The following is a 20,114-nucleotide window of genomic DNA, read 5'->3' as shown; positions in this document are numbered from 1 at the left end:
CGCACACAAGTGCACTTCCAGCGGCTTCGCCTTTCGGGCTTCAAGTCCTTCGTCGATGCGACCGAGTTCCGCATCGAGCCCGGAGTCACGGGCATCGTCGGACCCAATGGCTGCGGCAAGTCGAACCTGCTGGAAGCCCTGCGCTGGGTGATGGGGGCCAATTCCGCCAAGGCCATGCGGGCCGGCGGGATGGACGACGTGATCTTCGCCGGCTCCGGCGGACGCGCCTCGCGCAACCACGCCGAGGTGACGCTGACCATCGACAACGCCGACCGCAGGGCGCCGGCCGCCTTCAACGACCACCCGGTGCTGGAGGTGGTGCGGCGCATCGACAAGGGCGAGGGCTCCACCTACCGGATCAACGGCCGCGAGGTCCGCGCCCGCGACGTGCAGCTGCTGTTTGCGGACGCTTCGACGGGCTCGAACTCGCCGGCCCTGGTGCGCCAGGGGCAGATCTCCGAGCTGATCGCCGCCAAGCCGCAGAACCGGAGGATGATCCTGGAGGAGGCGGCCGGGGTCTCGGGCCTGCACACCCGGCGCCATGAGGCCGAGCTGCGGCTGCGGGCGGCGGAGACCAACCTCACCCGGCTGGAGGACGTCGCCAAGGAGCTGGAGAGCGCCCTGAACCGCCTCCGTCGCGAGGCGCGCCAGGCCGACCGCTACAAGAAGATGTCGGCGGAGATCCGAGCCCTGCAGGGCGCCGTGCTCTATGCCCGCTGGAACGAGGCGCGCGGCGCGGCCGAGCGGCTGCAGGCCGAGGCCGCCGACGCCATCCGCGCGGTGGAGGAGACCGCCCGCGAGGCCGCCGGCGCCACCACGCGGGCCGCCGCCGCCGAGGAACAGATCAAGCCGCTGCGGGAGGCCGAGACCATTGCGGCGGCCGTGCTGCACCGCCTGGCCATCGACCGTGACCGGCTGGAGCGGGAGGGCGAGGCCCTGGCCGCCGAGGTGGAGCGGCTGACCGGCGACGTCTCGCGCATCGAGGCCGACCGGGCCCGCGAGACCCAGATGGTGGAGGACGCCCAGCATGCGCTCTCCCGCATGGCCGGCGACCTGGAGGCCCTGGAGGCCGCCATCGCCGCCGCGCCGGAGCGCGCCCCGGAACTGGAGGCCGCGTCCCGCGCCGCCGAGGCCGCCCGCGTGGAGGCCGACGCCGCCGTGGAGGCCCTGGCCGCCCAGGCCGCCGCCGAGGAGGCCCGCCGCCGGGCCGGAGCGGCCCGCGTCGAGGAGGCCCAGGGCCGAGTGAACCGCACCCGCCGGGCGCTGGAGCAGGCGAAACACGAACGCGAACAGATCGGCCCGGCGGTCAATCCCGCCGCCGCCGAGGCCAAGACCGAACTGGAGCGGGCCGAGGCGACGCTTGTCGCCCTGCGCGCCGCCCTGGAGGCCGCCGAGGACGAACGCGGCAAGGCCCAGGAGGCCGAGCTGGCGTCGCGGGAAGCCGCCCGCAAGGCCGACGAGCAGCTGGGCCGCCTGACCGCCGAGGCCCGCGCCTTGGCCGGCATCGTGGCGCAACAGAAGCGCGGCGGGTTCACGCCGGCCCTGGACGAGGTTTCCCCCGACCGCGGCTACGAACAGGCCCTGGCCGCCGCCCTGGGGGATGACCTGGACGCCGCCCTGGACCCCAAGGCCCCGGCCTTCTGGGGCGGCCGCGATGCACAGGCGCCGAAGTGGCCGGACGGCGCGACCCCGCTCGGGCCGCTGGTGAAGGCGCCCGGCGCCCTCGCCGCCCGCCTGGCCTATGTGGCCCTGACCGCCCGCGCCGACGGTGACCGGCTGCAGCCGGCCCTGGCGCCCGGCATGCGGCTGGTCTCCAAGGAGGGCGACCTCTGGCGCTGGGACGGGTTCACCGCCCGGGCCGATGCGCCCAAGCCCGCCGCCGTGCGGATGGAGCAGAAGACCCGGCTGACCGAGGTCGAGACCGAGATCGAGACGCTGGAGCCCCGGGCCAAGGCCGCCCGCGAGGTGCAGACCGCCGCCAACGCCCGGGTGCGGGCCGCCGAGGAGGCCCTGCGCGACGCCCGCCGTCAGCCCCAGGCCGCCGAGCAGAAGGTGGCCGACGCGCGCCTGGTGCTGGAGAAGCTGGACCGCGAGGCCACCCGGCGCGAGGCCCACGCCCAGTCCCTGGACGACGTCATCCGCCGCTTCGAGGCCGAGCTGGCCGACGCCGAATCGATCCTGCGGGTCGCGCAGTCGGAATCGGCCGAGGACACCGCGATCGGGGACCTGGCCGCTAAGCTGGCCGCCGCCCGCCTCGCCGCCGGCCCGGCCCGCGAGGCCGCCGCCGAGGCCCGCAGCGCCATGGAGATCGAGACCCGCGAGCGCGAGGGTCGGGCGCGGCGCCTGGAGAACCTGACCCGCGACCGCGACGACTGGACCCGCAGGGCCCAGGGCGCCGCCAAGCGCCTGGATCACCTGGAAGAGGCGCGCGCCAAGGCCAAGGGCCTGTTGGACAAGGCCCACGAGGCGCCGGCCACCCACCAGGACCGATTCGAGAAGCTGCTGGACGAACTGGCCACCGCCGAGGCCCGCCGCGCCAAGAGCAGCGATGCGCTCGCCCAGGCCGAGGGGGCCCGCGCCGAGGCCGACCGCGCCGTCCGCGCCAGCGACGCCGCCGCCAGCCAGGCCCGGGAGCTGCGCGCCAGCCTGTCGGCCAGGCTGGAGGCCGCCGCCGAGCGACTGGCCGAGATCACCACCCAGATTCGCGAGACCGCCCGGGTCGAACCCGCCGACCTGGCCCAGAGCCTGGCCGACGCGGCCATCGCCATCCCCGGCGACGCCGGCGGCATGGAGGCCCACCTCCACAACCTGGAACGCCAGCGCGACGCCATCGGCCCGGTGAATCTGCGGGCCGAGGAAGAGGCCGCCGAGCACGCCACGCGCCTGGAAACCATGCAGGCCGAGCGCCTGGACCTGACCGGCGCCATCGGCAAGCTGCGCCAAGGCATCGACGAGCTGAACGGCGAGGGCCGCGAACGCCTGGTGGCCGCCTTCGAGGTGATCAACGCGCACTTCAAGACCCTGTTCGAGAGCCTGTTCGAGGGCGGGGTCGCCGAGCTGCGCCTGGTGGAGAGCGACGATCCGCTGGAGGCGGGGCTGGAGATCTATGCATGCCCGCCCGGCAAGCGCATGGCCACCATGAGCCTGATGAGCGGCGGCGAGCAGGCCCTGACGGCGGCGGCCCTGATCTTCGCGGTGTTCCTGGCCAACCCCGCGCCCATCTGCGTGCTGGACGAGGTGGACGCGCCCCTGGACGACGCCAATGTCGACCGCTTCTGCAACCTCCTGGACGAGATGCGGCGGCGGACCCAGACCCGCTTCATCGCCATCACCCACAACCCGGTGACCATGGCCCGCATGGACCGGCTGTTCGGGGTCACCATGGCCGAGCGCGGCGTCAGCCAGCTGGTCTCGGTGGACCTGCGCCAGGCCGAGGCTATGGCGGCGCAGTAGGCGCGCCATGGCGAGCGCTTCCCGAATCTCCGCGCCCACCCTGAGGGCGACAACAAAAGACGATTGAATTCAACGTGTTAATTCATAACTTCCCAGCCTTGACGCACTACACACGGCTCTATAGGTTCCGCCGCGACTTGAAGCCCCGGCCGCGGCGGGCGTTGTCGTGGTCACATAGGCCATAACAGATGCCGCATCCGGAAAACTCGCGCGCCGAGGACATTCGACGCCTCGACGAAAGGGCCGCCGCGCTTGAGGCGCGAACGGTCCAGATACCGCGGGATTACGGCTCGCAGGCCGCCGGCTATGGCTATCGCCTCATGGGCGTGCTGATAGGCGGGGTGTTTGTGGGGCTGGGGTTGGGCGCCGGGGCGGACGCTGTCCTAAAGACAGCGCCCTGGGGGATGATTGTCGGCGTCCTCCTGGGCTTCGGTATTTCGATTTGGATGGCCGTAAATTCGGCTCAGCGTATGGCTGCCGAAGCGGCGAAAGAATGGGGCCCCCCACAGGACCTCCCTTTCGACGACCAGGAAGATTGAAGGAGTTCGCGGCGGCATGGCCAGCCCGATGCATCAGTTCGAGATCCAACAGGTTCTCCCTTTGCCCACCGTCAATATCCCCGGTCTTGGCGCGATCGATCTGTCGATCAACAATTCCGTCATGGCGATGATGCTCGCCGCGACTCTGGTCGTGGCGTTCTTCGCGGTCGCCACCGCCAAGGCCGCCGTCGTGCCCGGTCGCATGCAGGTGATCGGCGAGGGCGTCTTCAGCTATATCGACGACCTCGTGGCCGGGATCATCGGTCCCGAGGGCCGCAAGTTCTTCCCCTTCGTCTTCACCCTGTTCCTGTTCATCCTGGCGATGAACGTGCTGGGTCTGTTCCTGGTGTTCACGGCCACCTCCCAGCTGGCGGTGACCGCCTCCCTGGCGGTGATGACCATGCTGCTGGTGATCGGCTACGGCGTGCTGCGCAACGGCGCGAACATGTACAAGCTGTTCGTGCCGGCCGGCATCCCCTGGTACATGCTGATCCTGGTGACGCCGATCGAGATCATCTCCTTCGTCCTGCGCCCGGTGACCCTGGCCCTGCGTCTGTTCGGTAACATGCTGGGCGGCCACGTGGCCCTGAAGGTCTTCGCCGGCTTCGTCGTCTCCCTGGGCGCCATGGCGGCCGGCGGCGGACTGGGCCTGCTGGGTATCCCCGGCGCGGCCCTCTCCCTGGGCGGTGTCGTGGCCCTGACGGCGCTGGAATTCCTGGTGGCCTTCCTCCAGGCCTTCGTCTTCGCGGTTCTGGCCTGCGTCTATCTCAACGACGTGGTCAACCTCGGCCATCACCACTGATCGCCGAATACAAACAACCTCTCTCAACATCCAAACGGGACTGAAAACTATGGACGCGGAATCGGCTAAGTACATCGGCGCGGGCCTCGCGACCCTCGGCATGATCGGCGCGGGCATCGGCGTTGGCACCATTTTCGGCCACTTCCTGGCGGGCGCCACGCGCAACCCGTCGGCCGCCGGCAGCCAGTTCACCAACCTGATCCTGGGCGCCGCCCTGACCGAAGCCCTGGGCATCCTGGCCTTCGTGCTCGGCCTGCTCATCCTGTTCTCCTAAGCCAAGATCCGCAGGGTCATGGGGACGCCCTCCGGGCGTCCTCAGCCTGCGTTTTAGGGACGATCAAGCCTTATGGCCGCCGAGACCACATCACCGCCGCCCGCGGACCTCCGCGACGGCCACACCGCCGCTGACGCCCAAGGCGCCGCGCAGGGCCATGGCTCAGCCGGCACCACGGAGGCCGCCGCCCACGGCGGCGAGAGCGGCGGACTGCCCCAGTTCAGGTTCGAGTACTGGGGCGGCCAGATCGTCTGGCTCTTCCTGATCTTCGCCGTCCTCTATGTCCTGCTGGCCAAGGTCTTCGTACCGAAGCTGCGCCGGATCCGGGACGAGCGCGCCTCCACCATCGCCGCGGCGGTCGCCCAGGCTCGCAGCGTCCAGGCTGAAGCGGAGTCGCACGCCGCCGCCGCCCAGGCCGAGATCGCCGAAGCCCGTAACCGCTCCCGGCGGGTCGCCGCCGACGCCAAGGCCAAGGCCGCCACCGATCTGGCCCTGAGCCAGAAGGCCGAGGACGCGCGCCTCCAGGCGCAGATGGACGAGGCCGAGGCCCGCATCCGCGGTCTTCGCGACCAGGCCATGACCAACGTCCGCGGTATCGCCGTGGAAACGTCGCAGGCCATCGTCCAGAAGCTGACCGGTCAGAAGATGACCACGGCCGAGGTCGACGCGGCCATGACCGCCCAAGGAGCCGCCTGATGCCCGCCTTCCTGAACCCCGCCGAAGCGGAGATGTGGGTCGGCGTCGGCCTGCTGATCTTCCTCGGCATCGTGATCTTCGGGGCCAAGGCGCCCAAGCTGATCAACGCCAGCCTTGACGCCCAGACCGCCAAGATTCAGTCCGACCTCGACGAGGCCGCCCGCATCCGCGAGGAGGCCCAGCACCTGCTGGCTCAACTCAAGATCGAGCGGGCCGAGGCCGAGGCCCAGGCCCAGGAAATGATGGCCGCCGCCGAGGAACAGGCGAAACTCTACGCCGCCGAAGCCAAGGCCAAGCTGGAGGAGAGCCTGGCTCGCCGCCAGCAGATGGCGGAACGCCGCATCGCCAATGCCGAGGCCCAGGCCGCCACCGAGGTTCGCGCCGCGGCTGCAGACCTGGCCGCAGCCGCCGCCGAGGTGGTGCTAACCAAGCGCCTGGCCGGCATGAAGAGCGATCCGCTGATCGACGGCGCGCTCGGCCAACTGGCCACCAAGCTGCAATAGCCGCCGCCCTCGGGCGTCCGACATCTATGCTCGGCGATAGCCCCTCCCTCGCGGGAGGGGTTTTCGGTTTCAGGAAGGACGGCGGCGGAAGCGCCGGCGGGTCTTGACCGCAAAGCGCAGTTTGCGCGGCACGATCAGACGCTCAATGCGCAGGGCCTGCTGCCAGGCCACCAGCAGGATCTCCGGTTCGCGCCGCAGCAGGCGGCGGATCGGAAACACCATCTTCGGGTGAGCGTGCTGGAAACGGACAAAGGTCCGCCGGGCCTTGAAGGAATTGCGCAGTAGCAGCATCAGGCCGACCACGATCACCGGCAGACCACCGGGACCCGGCAGGGGCGCCACGGCGATCCCGGCCAGCACGATCAGCACGCCGAGCGACGCCAGACCAACGCGCACAATCCGTCCCACAACCTCGCGGGCGAATTCATCGGAGGCGCGCAGGGCGCGCACGCTGGGCATGGCGTAGGACACTTTGGTTCAAACCAGGGGTTCTGACGTGCGCCTGTTCGGGGGAGGACAGGCGGTCGTCGTTAAGCGCATATGCGAACGCACAAGAGAGTCGTAAAGGCGACGTCCGCGTTAAATTTTAAGGTTTATGCTCATTTCGGGGATCGCGCGGCGCCAGAGCCACACTTTCCCCCGAGCCCAAACCCCGGCGAGCCAGGTTCGGCCGATCCGTCACTGACGTGCGCGAAGATGCGCCCACCAGAGATGGCGTAGGACTAGAGATTCAACCTGGAATGCGCGGCCCGCCCGATCTGGGGAGGTCGTTCGGCCACCGCGCACCAACAGGTATGAGAACGTCCGAGCGACTCGTAAAGGTTCGGGCGGGTTAAATTTCGTCCAGACTGTAGCTATTCAGCCGCCATCGGCGCCGGAGCCACAGTTGTGGGCTCTGGGCGCCACGTCAGGCGAGGCTTGCGGGCTGCCAGGGTTTCATCCAGGCGCCGCATGGGCGCGAGGTATGGCGCGCCGGTGAACCGCTCCACATCGCCAGCCTTGGCCGCCTGGGCCAACAGGGTCAGGGCGTTGCAGAAGCGATCCAGCTCCTGCTTGGACTCCGTCTCCGTCGGCTCGATCAGCATCGCCCCGTGCACCACCAGCGGGAAGTACATGGTCATGGGGTGGAAACCCTCGTCGATCATCGCCTTGGCGAAGTCCAGTGTGGTGACCCCGGTACCTTCGAGCCAGCTGTCGTCGAACAGGGCCTCGTGCATGCAGGGCCCGTCCGGGAAGGCCGGCGTCATCACCGGCGAGAGCTTGGCCTTGATATAGTTGGCGTTGAGCACGGCGTCCTCGGCCACCTGGCGCAGGCCGTCGGCGCCGTGGCTGAGCATGTAGGCATAGGCGCGGACGAACATGCCCATCTGGCCGTGGAAGGCCACCATGCGGCCGAAGGTGGCGGCGGCTTCGTCCTCGGCCTCCTCCACCAGCTTGAAGCCCTCGCCGGCGCTCACCACCCAGGGGGTGGGAGCGTAGGCGGCGAGCGCCGCCGACAGCACCACCGGACCCGCGCCCGGCCCGCCGCCGCCGTGGGGCGTGGAGAAGGTCTTGTGCAGATTGATGTGCATGGCGTCGACACCCAGGTCACCCGGGCGCACCCGGCCGACGATGGCGTTGAAGTTGGCGCCGTCACAGTAGAAATAGGCTCCGGCCGCGTGGGTCAGGCGGGCTATCTCGATGATGTCGCGCTCGAACAGGCCGCAGGTGTTGGGGTTGGTGACCATGATCGCCGCCACGTCAGGCGACAGCTTGCCCTCCAGGTCGGCGAGGTCGACCCGGCCGTCGGCGGTCTGGGCGATCTCGGCCACGTCATAGCCGACGAAGGCCGCGGTGGCCGGGTTGGTGCCGTGGGCGGAGGTGGGCACCAGCACCGTGCGGCGATGGCCCTGCCCCTTGGCCTCATGAGCCGCCTTGATGGCCAGCAGGCCGCACAGCTCGCCGTGCGCGCCGGCCTTGGGGGACAGGGCCACGGCGGGCATGCCGGTCAGGGTCTTCAGCCAGTGGGCCAGGCGGTCCATCAGCTCCAGGGCGCCCTGGGTGGTCGACTGCGGCGACATCGGATGCAGGTCGCCGAAGCCCGCCAGGCGGGCCATCTTCTCGTTGAGGCGCGGGTTGTGCTTCATGGTGCACGAGCCCAGCGGGTAGAGGGCCAGGTCGATGGCGTGGTTCTTCTGGGACAGGCGCACGAAGTGGCGCATGGCCTCGGGCTCCGACAGCCCCGGCAGGCCGATGGGCGCGGTGCGGACCAGGTCGCCGAGGTCCGAGGCGTCGAGGGCCGGCAGGTCGAAATCGACGCCGGTCTTGTCCCAGCCATCCATCTCGAAGATCAGGGCCTCGTCCTGCAGCAGGCCGCGGGCGCCGGTCAGAGAGGTGTGGACGGAACTGGCGCCGGCAGCCTGGGGCTGGGTCGGGCGGCCGATATTGGACATGGCCATCAGGCGGTCCTCCCCTTCAGAGCCTTGGCGAAGGCGGCGATATCATCGCGCGTCGTGGTCTCGGTGGCGGCCACCAGCAGGACGTCGTCCATCCCGGCCTTGGGATCGAGACGGCTGAAGGGCACCCCGGCCACCACCCCGTCGGCCAGCAGGGCCTCGACGACCTCGGTGGCCTTGCCCGGAACGCGGATCGCGAACTCGTTGAAGAAGCGCGGCGACAGGATCTCCACCCCGGGCACGGCGGCGAGCGCCTCGCGCAGCTCGCGGGCCCGACTGTGGTTCAGGGCCGCCAGTTCGCGCAGGCCGCGCTCCCCCAGCAGGGTCATGTGGATGGTGAAGGCCAGGGCGCAGAGCCCGGAGTTGGTGCAGATGTTGGATGTCGCCTTCTCGCGGCGGATATGCTGCTCGCGGGTCGAGAGAGTCAGCACGAAGCCCCGCGCGCCGTCGGCGTCCACGGTCTCGCCGCAGAGCCGCCCCGGCATCTGGCGCACGAACTTCTCACGCGCCGCGAAGAGACCGACATAGGGGCCGCCATAGTTCAGGCCGACGCCGATGGACTGGCCCTCGCCCACGGCGATGTCCGCGCCCATCTCGCCGGGCGACTTCAGCAGGCCGTAGGAGACCGCCTCGGTGGTCACCACGATCAGCAGGGCGCCGGCGGCGTGCGCCGCCTCGGCGATCTTGCTCACGTCGGTGACGACGCCAAACACGTTGGGGGTCTGGACCACGACACAGGCTGTCTGCGCGTCGATGGCCGAGAGCACGGCGGCCTCGGCGTCGATGGCCACGGCCTGGCGGGTGATGTCCATGCCCTCGGCATGGGCGATGGTCTGGGTGACCGCCGCATAGTGCGGGTGCAGGCCGCCCGAGAGCACCGCCTTCTTCCGGCGGGTGACCCGCTGGGCCATCATCACCGCCTCGGCGCAGGCGGTGGAGCCGTCGTACATCGACGCATTGGCCACATCCAGGCCGGTCAGGGCCGCCACCTGGGTCTGGAACTCGAACAGCACCTGCAGGGTGCCCTGGGCGATCTCCGGCTGGTAGGGCGTGTAGCTGGTGAGGAACTCAGACCGCTGGATGATGTGATCCACCGTGGCCGGCACGTGGTGCTTGTAGGCCCCTGCCCCGCAGAAGAACGGCCCGGCGCCGGCCGGACGGTTCCTGGCGGCCAGGGCGGAGAGCTCGCGCTCCACCTCCATCTCCCCGGCGTGCAGCGGCAGGTCGAAGAGGTCGGCCTTGCGGGCGGCGGGGGGCACGTCGACGAACAGGTCATCGATGGTGGCCGCGCCGATGACACCGAGCATCTCGGCCCGGTCGGCCGGGGTCAGGGGCAGATAGCGCATGGGTGCTTACAGGGTCCCGAGGTAGGTTTCGTAGGCGTCGCGGTCCATCAGGGCGTCGTACTGACCCTTGTCGGCGATCTTTAGCTTGGCGAACCAGCCGCCCGATTCCGGCACGGCGTTGACCGTCTCGGGCGCGTCGCCCAGTTCGGTGTTGGCTTCGACCACCTCACCGGAGATGGGGGCGTAGACGTCGGAGGCCGCCTTGACGCTCTCCACCACCGCCAGGCCGTCGCCGGCCTTCACGGTCTTACCGATCTCAGGGGTCTCGACGAACACCACGTCGCCCAGCTGTTCGGCGGCATAGGCAGTGATGCCGATGGTGGCCACGTCGCCGTCGAGCGCGACCCACTCGTGATCCTTGGTGAAACGCATAGGGGTGATCTCCTCAGATCTTGCGGACGTAGCGGGTGGGAACAAAGGGCATGGCCACGACCTCGGCGGCCTGCGGCTTGCCTCGGACGATGACCTTCAGCTGAGTCCCGAGCGCGGCCAGGGCCGGCGGCACGAAACCCATGGCGATGGGGTAGCCCAGGCTCGGCGAGAAGCCGCCGGAGGTGACGACACCGACCACGGCGCCCGAACCGTCGGCGATCTCGGCGCCCTCTCGGGCCGGGGCGCCTTCCAGCACCTTCAGGCCGACCCGCTTGCGCGAGGGGCCCTCGGCCAACTCCTTGGCGATGCGGGACGCGCCGGGAAAGTCGCGGGCGTCGCGGCGCTTCACCGAGACGGCGAAGGCGAGGTCGGCCTCGATGGGGCTGACCGTCTCGTCGACGTCATGGCCATAGAGCGGCAGGCCGGCCTCCAGGCGCAGGGAGTCCCGCGCGCCCAGGCCGATGGGGCGGACGCGCTCGTCCTCCAGCAACAGGTTCCAGATCGCCTGCGCCTGATGGTTGGGCACGGAGATTTCGTAGCCATCCTCGCCGGTATAGCCCGAGCGGGAGATCAGGATGTTGGTCCCGAAGCCCGGCATGGCGCGGCTATCCATGAACACCATGCGCAGGGCCGCGGGCAGGTGGCGGCCAATGACGGCGGCGGCCTCGGGACCCTGGATCGCCAGCAGGGCGCGGTTCTCCAGGCGCTCGATGGTGACCTGGCCGGCCAGCTCGTTGTCGATGACCTTGAAGTCGTTGTCCTTGCAGGCGCCGTTGACCACCACGAACAGGCCATCGTCGTCGGGCCGCGCGGCCATCAGGTCGTCGATCACCCCGCCCTTCTTGTTGAGCAGGACCGAATAGCGCTGCTTGCCGGGCTTCAGGCCGATGAAGTCGCCAGGCGTGATCTCCTCGAAGGCCGAGAGCGGCGAGACCCCCCGCAGCCGGGCCTGACCCATGTGGGAGACGTCGAACAGGCCAGCGTGTTCGCGGGTCCAGAGGTGCTCCTTCAGCACGCCGTCCTTGTACTGGACCGGCATGGAATAGCCGGCGAATGGCACCATGCGCGCGCCGGCTTCCACATGCGCGGCGGCGAGCGGGGTGGTCTTCAGGACTTCATCGGACACGTGTTAGACTCCGGCTGACGATTGCAGGCGCCGACGGAAAAAGCTCCGCCGTCGCCCTGCCCCCGCTGTCCTTGGGCCTGAGAGATTTCAGGTCGCCCCGATCGTGGGACAGCCCCTTGCTCCTTCGGCGAGCGCTCCCGAGGGGGCGCTACTTTCCAGCGTTCATCAGCCTTCGCGGTCCGTTTGCCTGAGCGTTTCCGGGGCGGTTGCGCCTTCGGCTCCGGGCTCGAGGCCCGGTCTCTCCCGCGAGAGTCGAGGCGGAACCTGTTCGAAGGCCCGGGCTGAGTCAATGCGCCAGATCGCGTCTGCGACGGGACTAGTAGGATTGCCGTCCCAGCCGGCGGCCTGACGGCCAGGCTGGGGCGAGCGGCCTCTTTGATCCGCATCATTCCCCGCCCCCGCGCGCCGTGCGACCCACCGGTAGGCCAGCCCCCCGGCCGCGCGTGCATCCCCCCGAGGCGCCCTTGGCCGTCGAGACCTCTCCCGCCCCATCCCCTGCCGCAGGCTCCGCCCGGGACCTGCGCAAGCGGCGTCGGCGAACCTGGCTGTCGGCCTCCCTCCTCCTCGCCGCCCTCGGCGCGGCTGCCGGGACCGCCTGGGCTTTGCTGCGGCCGCTTCCGGTGACCCTGGCCGCGGCCACCCGCGGCGAAGCGGTCGACACCGTCTATGCCTCGGGGGTCGTCGAATATGTCCGACAGGCCCGTATCGCACCGGTTGTCACCGCCCCGATTCGCCAGGTTCTGGTGACCGAAGGCCAGGCGGTCGCCGCAGGCCAGCCCCTGGCCCAGCTCGAGGATGGTCCGCAGGCCGCCACCGCCCTGCAACTCGAGGCGCAGGCGGGTCTGGCCCGCGCCGCGGCGCGGCGCATCGCGCGCCTCTACGCCGTCGGGTTCGCCGCCCGCGCCGCCGATGAGGACGCCCGCTCTCAGGTGGACGCCGCCCAGCAGGCGGCCCGCAGCGCCCGGGTACGGCTGGAAGACTACCGCCTTCGCGCGCCCTTCGCGGGTCAGGTTCTGCGCCGCGAGGCCGAGCCCGGTGATCTGGCGGCGGCCGGTGTACCTCTCTTCGTGGTGGCGGTCCCCGGCGCCCTGCGGGTGACCGCCGGCGTGGATGAGCGCGATGTTGGCCGGCTGGCCGTGGGCAGGGAAGCGGTGATCCGCGCCGACGCCTTTCCAGGACAGGTCTTCGCCTCCCGCATCGCCGAAATCACCCCCCAGGGCGACGCCACGGGGCGCGTGTTCCGCGCGCGGCTGAGCCTGGATCCCGCCACGGTGCTGCGACCCGGCATGACCGTCGAAGCCAATCTGGTGATCGCAAGGCGGCCCGCGGCCATCCTGGTCCCGACCCCGTCCCTGCGCGAGGGCGCGGTCTGGATCGCCGCCGGCGGACGGGTCCATCGCCGCGCGGTCACCCTGGGCGTCCAGGGCGCGGAACGTACCGAGGTGCTGGCAGGGGTGAAGGTCGGCGAGCGCCTGGTGCTCGACCCGCCCGCCGACCTCAAGGACGGCGACCGCATCGCCCCACGACCGGAACCCGGCCGATGAACGGGATCGGCGTCCTGGCCGGGATCGCCTTCGCCCACCTGGCGGTTCGCACGCGCCAGACCCTGGTGGCGATACTGGGGGTGGCCATTGGCGTCGGCTTCTTCCTGGCGGTGTCGGGGATGATGACCGGATCGCAGACCGATTTCATTCGCACCCTGATCGACACGGCGCCGCACATCATTGTCCAGGACGAGCAGCGCAACCCCGCCCGTCAGCCGGCCGTGACAGCCTGGCCTCAGGCCGCCGTCGCGGTTCGAGGCGTGAGGCCCCAGGATGAGGTCCGGGGCCTGAAGGACTGGCCCGCCATGCTGGCCGCCGCGCGCACCCAGCCGGGAGCCGTGGCCGCGCCTTCGCTGTCCGGCGCCGTCGCGGTGCGCTTCGCGGGCCGAACAGAGCCCCTTTCGCTTAATGGAATCGACCCGCGGATCGAGGGTCAGCTGACCAAGATCGAGGCCTCTCTGGTCGGGGGCCACCTGACCGACCTGGAGGCGCGGCCCGACGGCATCATCATTTCGCGCCCCCTCGCCAACCGGGTCGGCGCGCGCCTGGGCGACACCCTGCTGGTGTCGTCCTCGGCCGGTGTTCTCCAGCGCATGCGGATCCTGGCCCTGATCGAACCGGACGCCCGCGCCGGCTTCTACGCCGGCGACAACGCCGCCTACGGCCTGCTGCGCACCGCCCAGGTGCTGTTCGCCCGCCCCAATGTGGTCAACCAACTGCACATAAAGCTGGGCGACCCCCAGGCGGCAGAGGGCGTCGCGGTGACGCTTGAGGCCCGCTGGGGCTACAAGTGGGTGTCCTGGCAGGAGCGGTCGCGCGACATCCGCAACCTGCTCGTGGTGCGCAATGTCATCATGTACGCGGTGATCGCGGCCATCCTGCTGGTGGCGAGTTTCGGCATCTACACCTCTGTCTCCACCAGCGTCACCGACAAGCGCCGGGACATCGCCATCCTGCGGGCCATGGGGTTCACCGAGGGCGACGTTGAGGGGGTGTTCCTGATCGAGGGCCTGGTGGTGGGCGTGGCCGGCGCCTTGGTCGGCTTCGCCTTCGGCAGCGTGTTGCTGGAGGTCCTGGCTCGCCTGCCAATCACCGTCCAGGGCAAGCCTCTGGAGCTACCGCTGGACCGTGGCCTGCGACAGTACCTGATCGCCGGCGCCGCCTCCCTAGCCTCGGCCCTGGTCGCGGCCTGGCTTCCGGCCCGCAAGGCCGCCGGGGTCGATCCCGTCGATATCCTGCGGGGCGCCGCATGACGGCGCTGATCGAGACCGCCCACGTCACGCGCCGGCTGATAGACCCGGAGACCGTGACCCTGGTCGACGACGCCTGCCTGAAGATTCAGCCTGGGGAGTTCGTGGCCGTGGTCGGGCCTTCCGGCTGCGGGAAGTCCTCACTTCTCTATCTGCTGGGTCTGCTCGACCGCCCGGACACCGGCTCGGTGCGGATCGACGGAATCCTCACCGACGGCCTGTCGGACGCTGAACGGACACACCTGCGCCTGGAGCGCATCGGCTTTGTCTTCCAATTCCACTTCCTGCTGCCGGAGCTCACCGCGGAGGCCAATGTCGCCCTACCGATCCGTCGCCTGGGCCGCCTCAGCCGGAGCCAGGCCGACGACCGGGCGCACGAACTGCTGGCGAAGCTGGGTCTGAAGGGCGAGGCCCACCGTCGACCCGATCGGATGTCCGGAGGACAGCGCCAGCGGGTGGCGATCGCCCGGGCGCTGGCCAATGACCCCGCCATCATCCTTGGCGATGAGCCCACCGGCAATCTGGACAGCGCCAACACCCGGCTGATCGTGGAGGAGTTTCAGCGGCTCGCCCACGAGGAGGGCCGCGCGGTGGTTTGCGTGACCCATGACATGGGTGTCGCCGCCGCCGCCGACCGCCGCATCCACATGCTCGACGGCCGCATCGTTCCCGAACCTGGCCCCGCGTGAGTCGAGGCCTTCGTGAGCGCGCGGCTACATCCGCTCCGGCGCGGCGATGCCCAGCAGGTCCAGGGCCTGCTCCAGCTGGCGCAGGGTGGTGTCGGCGAGCGCCAGGCGTGAGGCGCGCAACACCGGCTCGGCCGAGAGGATCGGGCAGGCGGCGTAGAAGCGGCTGAAGGCCTGGGCCAGCTTGAAGGCATGCTCGGCCACGAAGTGCGGGGCGCGCTTTTCGTAGGCGTCGGTCAGCGCCTGGTCGAAGGCGTCCAGCAGCAGCACTAGGTCCCGCTCAGCCGGGTCCGCCACGGTGATCGGGCCGGTCTTGACCCCTTCGCCCTGCGCCTTGCGCAGCAGGGATTTCACCCGCACGGCCTGGTAAAGCAGATAGGGGCCGGTCTTGCCCTCGAAGCTGGAGAAGCGGTCCAGGTCGAAGACGTAGGAGGTGCCGCGGAAGTTCTGCAGGTCGGCGAACTTCAGGGCCGCAACGGCCACCTTGTGGGCGGTGTCGTCAAAGGTGTCGGGGTCGAGCTCGGCGCCCAGATCAGCTTCCCGCAGCCGTTCGCGCGCCTTGGTGCGGGTCATCTCGATCATGTCGTTCAGCTTCAACACCCCGCCCTCTCGGGTCTTGAAGGGCTTGCCGTCGATGCCGTTCATGGTGCCGAAGCCGATGTGCTCCAGGCTGCCCTCGGCCGCATAGCCGGCCAGGTAGGCGGCGCGGAACACCACCTCGAAGTGGTCGGCCTGACGCTGATCCACCACATAGAGGACGTGGTCGGGATCGAAGCTGGTCTTGCGGTCCAGCACGGTGGCCAGATCGGTCGTGCCGTACATGGCCGAGCCTTCGGACGACACCACCAGCAGGGGGGGCAGGTCGCGCTTGTCGCCCTGGCGGGCGACCCGGATGATCCGGGCGCCCTGATCGTCGACCAGCAGGCCCTTGTCGTCCAGTTCCTTGACCATGGGGGCGATCAGGTCGTCGACGTCGCTCTCGCCCTTCCAGAGGTCGAAATCGACGCCCAGGGCATGGAAGTCCCGCTCCAGGGCGACCTTGGTCACCCGGGCGAAGTGGCGCCACAGCAGGTGGTAACCCGGCATCTTGGACTGCAGCTCGGCCGTCAGCTTGCGTGCCCGTTCCCGGTACTCGATCTCGGCCTTGCCCTTGGCGGCGGCCTCCGGATAGAGCCGGTCGAGATCGTCCAGGCTGACCCGGCTCTCCAGGGCGGCGAAGGCGGTCTTTTCCTCTTCCGAGGTGATCGGCGTCGTGCGGCCGTTAAGCTGCTCCATCAGCGCCTTCACGAACGGATTCTCGTCCATGACCGCGCCGATCAGCAGGCCCATCTGGTAGCCCCAGTCGCCGAAGTGGGCGTCGCCCACCACCATGTCGCCCCGGAACCGATAGATGCGCTTGATGGCCTCGCCAATGATCGAAGAGCGCAGGTGGCCGACGTGCATCGGCTTGGCCACGTTGGGGCCAGCATAGTCCACCAGAATCCGGCGCATGGCCGCGACCGAACTGGCGCCCAGACGCGGATCGGCGGCGATCTCGTTGGCGCGCTCCGACAGCGCGGTGTCGGAGACCCGCATGTTGATGAAGCCCAGGCCCGCGATCTCCACCGCCGACAGGCGCGGATCGGCGGCCAGGGTCGCGGTGACGCCGGCGGCGATCTCACGCGGATCGCGGCGCGCGGTCTTGGCCGCGGCCAGCGCGCCATTGCATTGGAAATCCGCGAGATCGGGCCGGTCGGACGGCGTCACGCGTCCGAGTTCAGCCGGCAGGCCCGCGGCGGCGAAGGCGGCGGCGACCGCTTCGCTCAGGCCCCGTTTCAGATCGCTCATTGACGGTCGGTCGTCCCCGCGGCGGCGACCGCGGAGCCTGCGTTCACCCGGAAGCGTTTGCCGTCACGGTTGAAGGCGGCCATCTGCGGCGTCACGTCGAAGCCGACCAGAATCTCGAAATTGGCGCCGCTGGTGGTGTCCTTGGCGCGCGGAATGGTGATCTGGGCCATCTTCTCGGTGGCGTAGACCCGGTCCTGGCCGGGCCCGAAGCTGATGGGCAGGTCGAAGTACTGCTTGGCGATGACCGCCTCGTTGCGCTTCGTCACGGCCACCCAGTAGCGGTAGCTCTTGGACGAGCCCTCCGCCTGCGGACCCCGGCCCAGCTCGAACAGCACTTCCATCTCGACCTGGATCGGCTCGTCGTCCTTGTACTGGCAGCCGGCGGAGATGCCCTGGATCTCGCCGGTGTAGGCGACGTTGGCCGAGGCCTCCTTGGCGTCCTTGAACTCGATGTAGCGGCCGGCGTCGTAGAGGACCTTCACGAAGGGGCACGGCCCGGCGTTGCGCAGGGCGGCCAGCGGCGCCTGGACGTTGTTCCACTCTTCCTTGGATTTCTTCTTCTTGGCCGCCTCCTGCTGCTGGCGCTGCTCGTCGCGGCGAGGCGAGGCCTGGGCCAGGGCGATTTCGGGCAGGGCGATCGCGGTGGCCATGAAGGCGCAGGCGGCGAGCAGAAGGGAACGGCGCATGGGGTCGTCCAGACAGAGAAACGGGGCGCGGAGGTTCGCGCGGTCGGCCCTGTACTACTGGCTATCGATTGAGGCCGCAACGCGGCTGGCGGTGGAAGCTCCGGACGCCTAGTTTGGGGCCATGTCCGATCCCACTCGCGCCCGCCGCCCCCTGAAGGTCCTGCTCGCAACCCCTCGCGGATTCTGCGCCGGGGTCGACCGCGCCATCCAGATCGTCGAGCGCACGCTCGAAAAGTACGGCGCGCCGGTCTATGTGCGGCACGAGATCGTCCACAATCGCCATGTGGTGGACCGGCTGAAGGCGCTGGGCGCCATCTTCGTCGAGGAACTGGACGAGTGCCCTACCGACCGCCCGGTGGTGTTCTCCGCCCACGGCGTGCCCAAGTCGGTGCCCGCCGACGCCAAGTCGCGCAACATGCTCTATCTCGACGCCACCTGCCCGCTGGTCTCCAAGGTCCACGTTGAGGCCCAGCGCCACTACGACGCGGGCATGGAGATCGTGCTGATCGGCCACGCCGGCCATCCCGAGGTCGTCGGCACCATGGGCCAGCTGCCAGACGGCGCCGTGACCCTGATCGAGACCGTGGAGGACGCGCGCGCCTTCACGCCGAAGGACGCGACCAATGTCGCCTTCGCCACCCAGACGACGCTGTCGGTGGATGACACCGCCGCCATCGTGGCGGCCCTGCGCGAGCGGTTCCCGGAGATCTCGGCGCCGCACAAGGAAGACATCTGCTACGCCACCACCAACCGCCAGGAGGCGGTGAAGAGCGTGGCCGCGCGCAGCGACGTCCTGCTGGTGCTGGGTTCAGCCAACTCCTCCAACTCGGTGCGGCTGGTGGAAGTCGCCAAGCGGGAAGGCGTGGCCCAGGCCCACCTGATCGACGATGCGTCCTTCCTGGACCTCGCCTGGATCGACGGCGCCCAGACCGTGGGCGTCACGGCCGGCGCCTCTGCCCCTGAAGTCCTGGTTCAGGGCGTGATCGAAGCCCTCAGCGCGGTCTTCGACGTCACCGTAGAGGAGGTCGACGCCGTGCGCGAGACCGTCAGCTTCAAGCTGCCCCGGGTGCTGGTGGAAGGCTAAGGGACCGAGCGGGCGCGGATCCAGGCGGTCAAGGCGTCAAGGTCTCGTTCCCCGCCTGCGACCGACAGCACCATGAGCGCCGCCTCCGCGGGCTGGGCCGTCAATCGCCGGCCATTCTTCATCAGGAAGAGACCCATCGCCAGATAGGCGGCGCGCTTGTTGCCGTCCGCGAAGGGATGGTTGCTGGCCACCGCGACAAGGTAGGCCGCCGCCAGGGCGCAGACATCGTCCACGCCCTCATAGTGAAAGAGGTTGGCGGGCCTGGCCAAGGCGGACTCCAGCAGGCCTTCGTCCCGCAAACCCGGCGCGCCGCCATGCAGCGCGATGCTGCGGTCATGAAGGACGATCAGACCTTCCTTGGTGACCCAGCGGGGTTCGCGCTTCACTTGGCCAGGGCGCGGAAGGTGTCGCGATACTGGTCCATGAAGTCTTCGCCGAGCGCGATCTCCTCGGCGACCTCGGCGCTGTAGGCCGACAGTCGCATCTCACCGCCTGGCCCCTCGGTCAGATAGAGGGTGTCCCCCTTGGCGACGCCCAGCCGTAGCAAGGCTTCCTTCGGTAGGATCAGTCCGACGGAGTTGCCGATCTGGCTGAGCTTGAGCGTGATCATTCACCGATCTTATCGTTATAACGCACGTAATACAAACTCCGACCCCTGGCCCGCAGACAGCGCCCGCTCCGATCGATATCCTCACACCATGATCCGCGCTCTCGCCGCCTACGCTCCGCCCCCTCTCCGCCGCGCCCTCTCGGGCCTGTGGCTGGACATCAAGAGCCTGCCGACCCGGCGGGCGGGCGATCCGTGGAGCGTGATCCACAATGTCGGCAACGGCGACCACGACGCCATCGGCCTGCAGGCCGTGGGCTGGCTGAAGACCTATGCCGGCCTGAAACCCGGCGACGCGGTGCTGGATATCGGCTGCGGCACGGGCCGGATGGCCCGCCACCTGACCGACCATCCCTATACGGGCTTTGATCTCTCCAAGGCGGCGATCGGGATGTGCAAGCGCCGCTACCCCGGACTGACCTTCGTCCATCTCGATGTCTGGAACGGCGACTACAACCGCGGCGGCGCCGTCGCGGAGGACCAGGTGGTCTTCCCGGCGCAGACCGCTTCGGTGGACGTGGCCTTCGCCATGTCGGTCTTCACCCACATGCGGTTTGGAGGCATGAGCCACTATCTGAAGGAGGCCGCCCGGACCCTGAAGCCCGGCGGGCGATTCGCCTTCACGGCCTTCTCCCCCCGGCGCGCCGAGAACCCGCAATTTGTCTTCCAGGACTACGACGCCACCTCCAGCGTGGTGGACCCCCGCAGCCCCGAGCGCGCCATCGCCCACGAGCTCCACGCCCTGAACCACGCCATCGACGACGCCGGCCTGAAGGTGGTCTCGGTTCACAAGGGCAATTGGGCGGCGCCGGCCGACTATGACGGCGGCCAGGACCTCTGGGTGGTCGCCAAGGCTTGACGCCCGGCGCGGGCTCCCCCATCCC

Annotated in this window: 20 protein-coding genes and 1 riboswitch; of the genes, 11 read left to right on the top strand and 9 right to left on the bottom strand. The window is 69.6% G+C overall.

Annotated elements, in window-relative coordinates; genetic code table 11:
• Window positions 1-9: 9 nt before the first annotated feature.
• The 6 genes from smc (at window position 10) to Q7J39_RS11240 (ending at window position 6,267) form a co-directional block, all read left to right on the top strand.
• Complete coding sequence (gene smc / locus Q7J39_RS11265) at window positions 10-3,453, top strand: chromosome segregation protein SMC (RefSeq protein WP_304824472.1); 3,444 nt, start codon at window positions 10-12, stop codon at window positions 3,451-3,453.
• 188 nt (window positions 3,454-3,641) lie between these two features.
• Complete coding sequence (locus Q7J39_RS11260; RefSeq protein WP_304824469.1) at window positions 3,642-3,992, top strand: AtpZ/AtpI family protein; 351 nt, start codon at window positions 3,642-3,644, stop codon at window positions 3,990-3,992.
• 16 nt (window positions 3,993-4,008) lie between these two features.
• Window positions 4,009-4,794 (top strand): F0F1 ATP synthase subunit A, encoded by a 786-nt coding sequence (locus Q7J39_RS11255; protein ID WP_293493767.1) that lies wholly within the window; start codon window positions 4,009-4,011, stop codon window positions 4,792-4,794.
• 49 nt (window positions 4,795-4,843) lie between these two features.
• A complete protein-coding gene (locus tag Q7J39_RS11250) occupies window positions 4,844-5,068 on the top strand; it encodes a F0F1 ATP synthase subunit C (RefSeq protein ID WP_293493770.1) in 225 nt (74 codons plus the stop codon).
• A 72-nt stretch (window positions 5,069-5,140) separates the two neighbouring features.
• Window positions 5,141-5,764, top strand: coding sequence for a hypothetical protein (locus Q7J39_RS11245; RefSeq protein WP_304824466.1), 624 nt, complete (start codon window positions 5,141-5,143; stop codon window positions 5,762-5,764).
• Window positions 5,764-6,267, top strand: coding sequence for a F0F1 ATP synthase subunit B (locus tag Q7J39_RS11240; protein WP_304824463.1), 504 nt, complete (start codon window positions 5,764-5,766; stop codon window positions 6,265-6,267). The genes Q7J39_RS11245 and Q7J39_RS11240 overlap by 1 nt, the downstream gene beginning before the upstream one ends.
• Before the next feature lie 69 nt (window positions 6,268-6,336).
• Here the strand turns inward: Q7J39_RS11240 and Q7J39_RS11235 are convergent, their stop codons facing one another.
• The 5 genes from Q7J39_RS11235 to gcvT form a co-directional block, all read right to left on the bottom strand.
• Entirely contained in the window at window positions 6,337-6,726 is a 390-nt protein-coding gene (locus Q7J39_RS11235) for a PGPGW domain-containing protein (protein ID WP_304825035.1), read from the bottom strand.
• Between the two features lie 395 nt (window positions 6,727-7,121).
• Window positions 7,122-8,705 carry an aminomethyl-transferring glycine dehydrogenase subunit GcvPB gene (gene gcvPB, locus Q7J39_RS11230; protein WP_304824460.1) on the bottom strand — a complete coding sequence of 528 codons (1,584 nt, stop codon included), beginning with the start codon at window positions 8,703-8,705 and terminating at the stop codon, window positions 7,122-7,124.
• Window positions 8,705-10,048 carry an aminomethyl-transferring glycine dehydrogenase subunit GcvPA gene (gene gcvPA / locus Q7J39_RS11225; protein WP_304824457.1) on the bottom strand — a complete coding sequence of 448 codons (1,344 nt, stop codon included), beginning with the start codon at window positions 10,046-10,048 and terminating at the stop codon, window positions 8,705-8,707. Before gcvPA ends, gcvPB begins: the two co-directional genes overlap by 1 nt.
• A 6-nt stretch (window positions 10,049-10,054) precedes the next feature.
• On the bottom strand, window positions 10,055-10,420 hold the full coding sequence (gene gcvH / locus Q7J39_RS11220) for a glycine cleavage system protein GcvH (protein ID WP_304824454.1): 366 nt from the start codon (window positions 10,418-10,420) through the stop codon (window positions 10,055-10,057).
• 13 nt (window positions 10,421-10,433) lie between these two features.
• Window positions 10,434-11,546 carry a glycine cleavage system aminomethyltransferase GcvT gene (gcvT, locus tag Q7J39_RS11215; RefSeq protein WP_304824451.1) on the bottom strand — a complete coding sequence of 371 codons (1,113 nt, stop codon included), beginning with the start codon at window positions 11,544-11,546 and terminating at the stop codon, window positions 10,434-10,436.
• Between the two features lie 165 nt (window positions 11,547-11,711).
• A riboswitch (glycine riboswitch) is annotated at window positions 11,712-11,802 on the bottom strand.
• A gap of 346 nt (window positions 11,803-12,148) precedes the next feature.
• Here gcvT and Q7J39_RS11210 point away from each other — a divergent pair.
• Genes Q7J39_RS11210 through Q7J39_RS11200 form a run of 3 tightly spaced genes read left to right on the top strand, consistent with a single transcriptional unit; the run spans window position 12,149 to window position 15,029 of the window.
• Window positions 12,149-13,090 carry an efflux RND transporter periplasmic adaptor subunit gene (locus Q7J39_RS11210; RefSeq protein ID WP_304824447.1) on the top strand — a complete coding sequence of 314 codons (942 nt, stop codon included), beginning with the start codon at window positions 12,149-12,151 and terminating at the stop codon, window positions 13,088-13,090.
• Window positions 13,087-14,343 carry an FtsX-like permease family protein gene (locus Q7J39_RS11205; protein WP_304824442.1) on the top strand — a complete coding sequence of 419 codons (1,257 nt, stop codon included), beginning with the start codon at window positions 13,087-13,089 and terminating at the stop codon, window positions 14,341-14,343. The genes Q7J39_RS11210 and Q7J39_RS11205 overlap by 4 nt, the downstream gene beginning before the upstream one ends.
• Complete coding sequence (locus Q7J39_RS11200) at window positions 14,340-15,029, top strand: ABC transporter ATP-binding protein (protein WP_304824438.1); 690 nt, start codon at window positions 14,340-14,342, stop codon at window positions 15,027-15,029. Before Q7J39_RS11205 ends, Q7J39_RS11200 begins: the two co-directional genes overlap by 4 nt.
• A 24-nt stretch (window positions 15,030-15,053) precedes the next feature.
• On the opposite strand, the gene Q7J39_RS11195 is transcribed toward Q7J39_RS11200, so the two are convergent.
• Window positions 15,054-16,853, bottom strand: coding sequence for an arginine--tRNA ligase (locus Q7J39_RS11195; protein ID WP_304824436.1), 1,800 nt, complete (start codon window positions 16,851-16,853; stop codon window positions 15,054-15,056).
• Window positions 16,850-17,539 carry a Tat pathway signal sequence domain protein gene (locus Q7J39_RS11190; protein ID WP_304824432.1) on the bottom strand — a complete coding sequence of 230 codons (690 nt, stop codon included), beginning with the start codon at window positions 17,537-17,539 and terminating at the stop codon, window positions 16,850-16,852. The genes Q7J39_RS11195 and Q7J39_RS11190 overlap by 4 nt, the downstream gene beginning before the upstream one ends.
• 121 nt (window positions 17,540-17,660) lie before the next feature.
• On the opposite strand from Q7J39_RS11190, the gene ispH reads away from it, so the two are divergent.
• The gene (gene ispH, locus Q7J39_RS11185; protein WP_304824428.1) at window positions 17,661-18,623 is read left to right on the top strand and encodes a 4-hydroxy-3-methylbut-2-enyl diphosphate reductase; all 963 of its coding nucleotides are present in this window, start codon (window positions 17,661-17,663) and stop codon (window positions 18,621-18,623) included.
• Here ispH and Q7J39_RS11180 read toward each other — a convergent pair.
• Window positions 18,620-19,009, bottom strand: a complete 390-nt coding sequence (locus Q7J39_RS11180) for a type II toxin-antitoxin system death-on-curing family toxin (protein WP_304824424.1) — start codon at window positions 19,007-19,009, stop codon at window positions 18,620-18,622. The two genes, ispH and Q7J39_RS11180, sit on opposite strands and share 4 nt — an antisense overlap.
• Window positions 19,006-19,233, bottom strand: coding sequence for an AbrB/MazE/SpoVT family DNA-binding domain-containing protein (locus tag Q7J39_RS11175; protein WP_304824421.1), 228 nt, complete (start codon window positions 19,231-19,233; stop codon window positions 19,006-19,008). Before Q7J39_RS11175 ends, Q7J39_RS11180 begins: the two co-directional genes overlap by 4 nt.
• An 88-nt stretch (window positions 19,234-19,321) precedes the next feature.
• On the opposite strand from Q7J39_RS11175, the gene Q7J39_RS11170 reads away from it, so the two are divergent.
• Window positions 19,322-20,089 (top strand): class I SAM-dependent methyltransferase, encoded by a 768-nt coding sequence (locus tag Q7J39_RS11170; RefSeq protein WP_304824418.1) that lies wholly within the window; start codon window positions 19,322-19,324, stop codon window positions 20,087-20,089.
• Window positions 20,090-20,114 lie beyond the last annotated feature (25 nt).

It is taken from the genome of Phenylobacterium sp., assembly GCF_030651185.1.
Taxonomy (GTDB): domain Bacteria; phylum Pseudomonadota; class Alphaproteobacteria; order Caulobacterales; family Caulobacteraceae; genus Phenylobacterium.
This window is presented reverse-complemented; position numbering and strand designations above follow the sequence as displayed.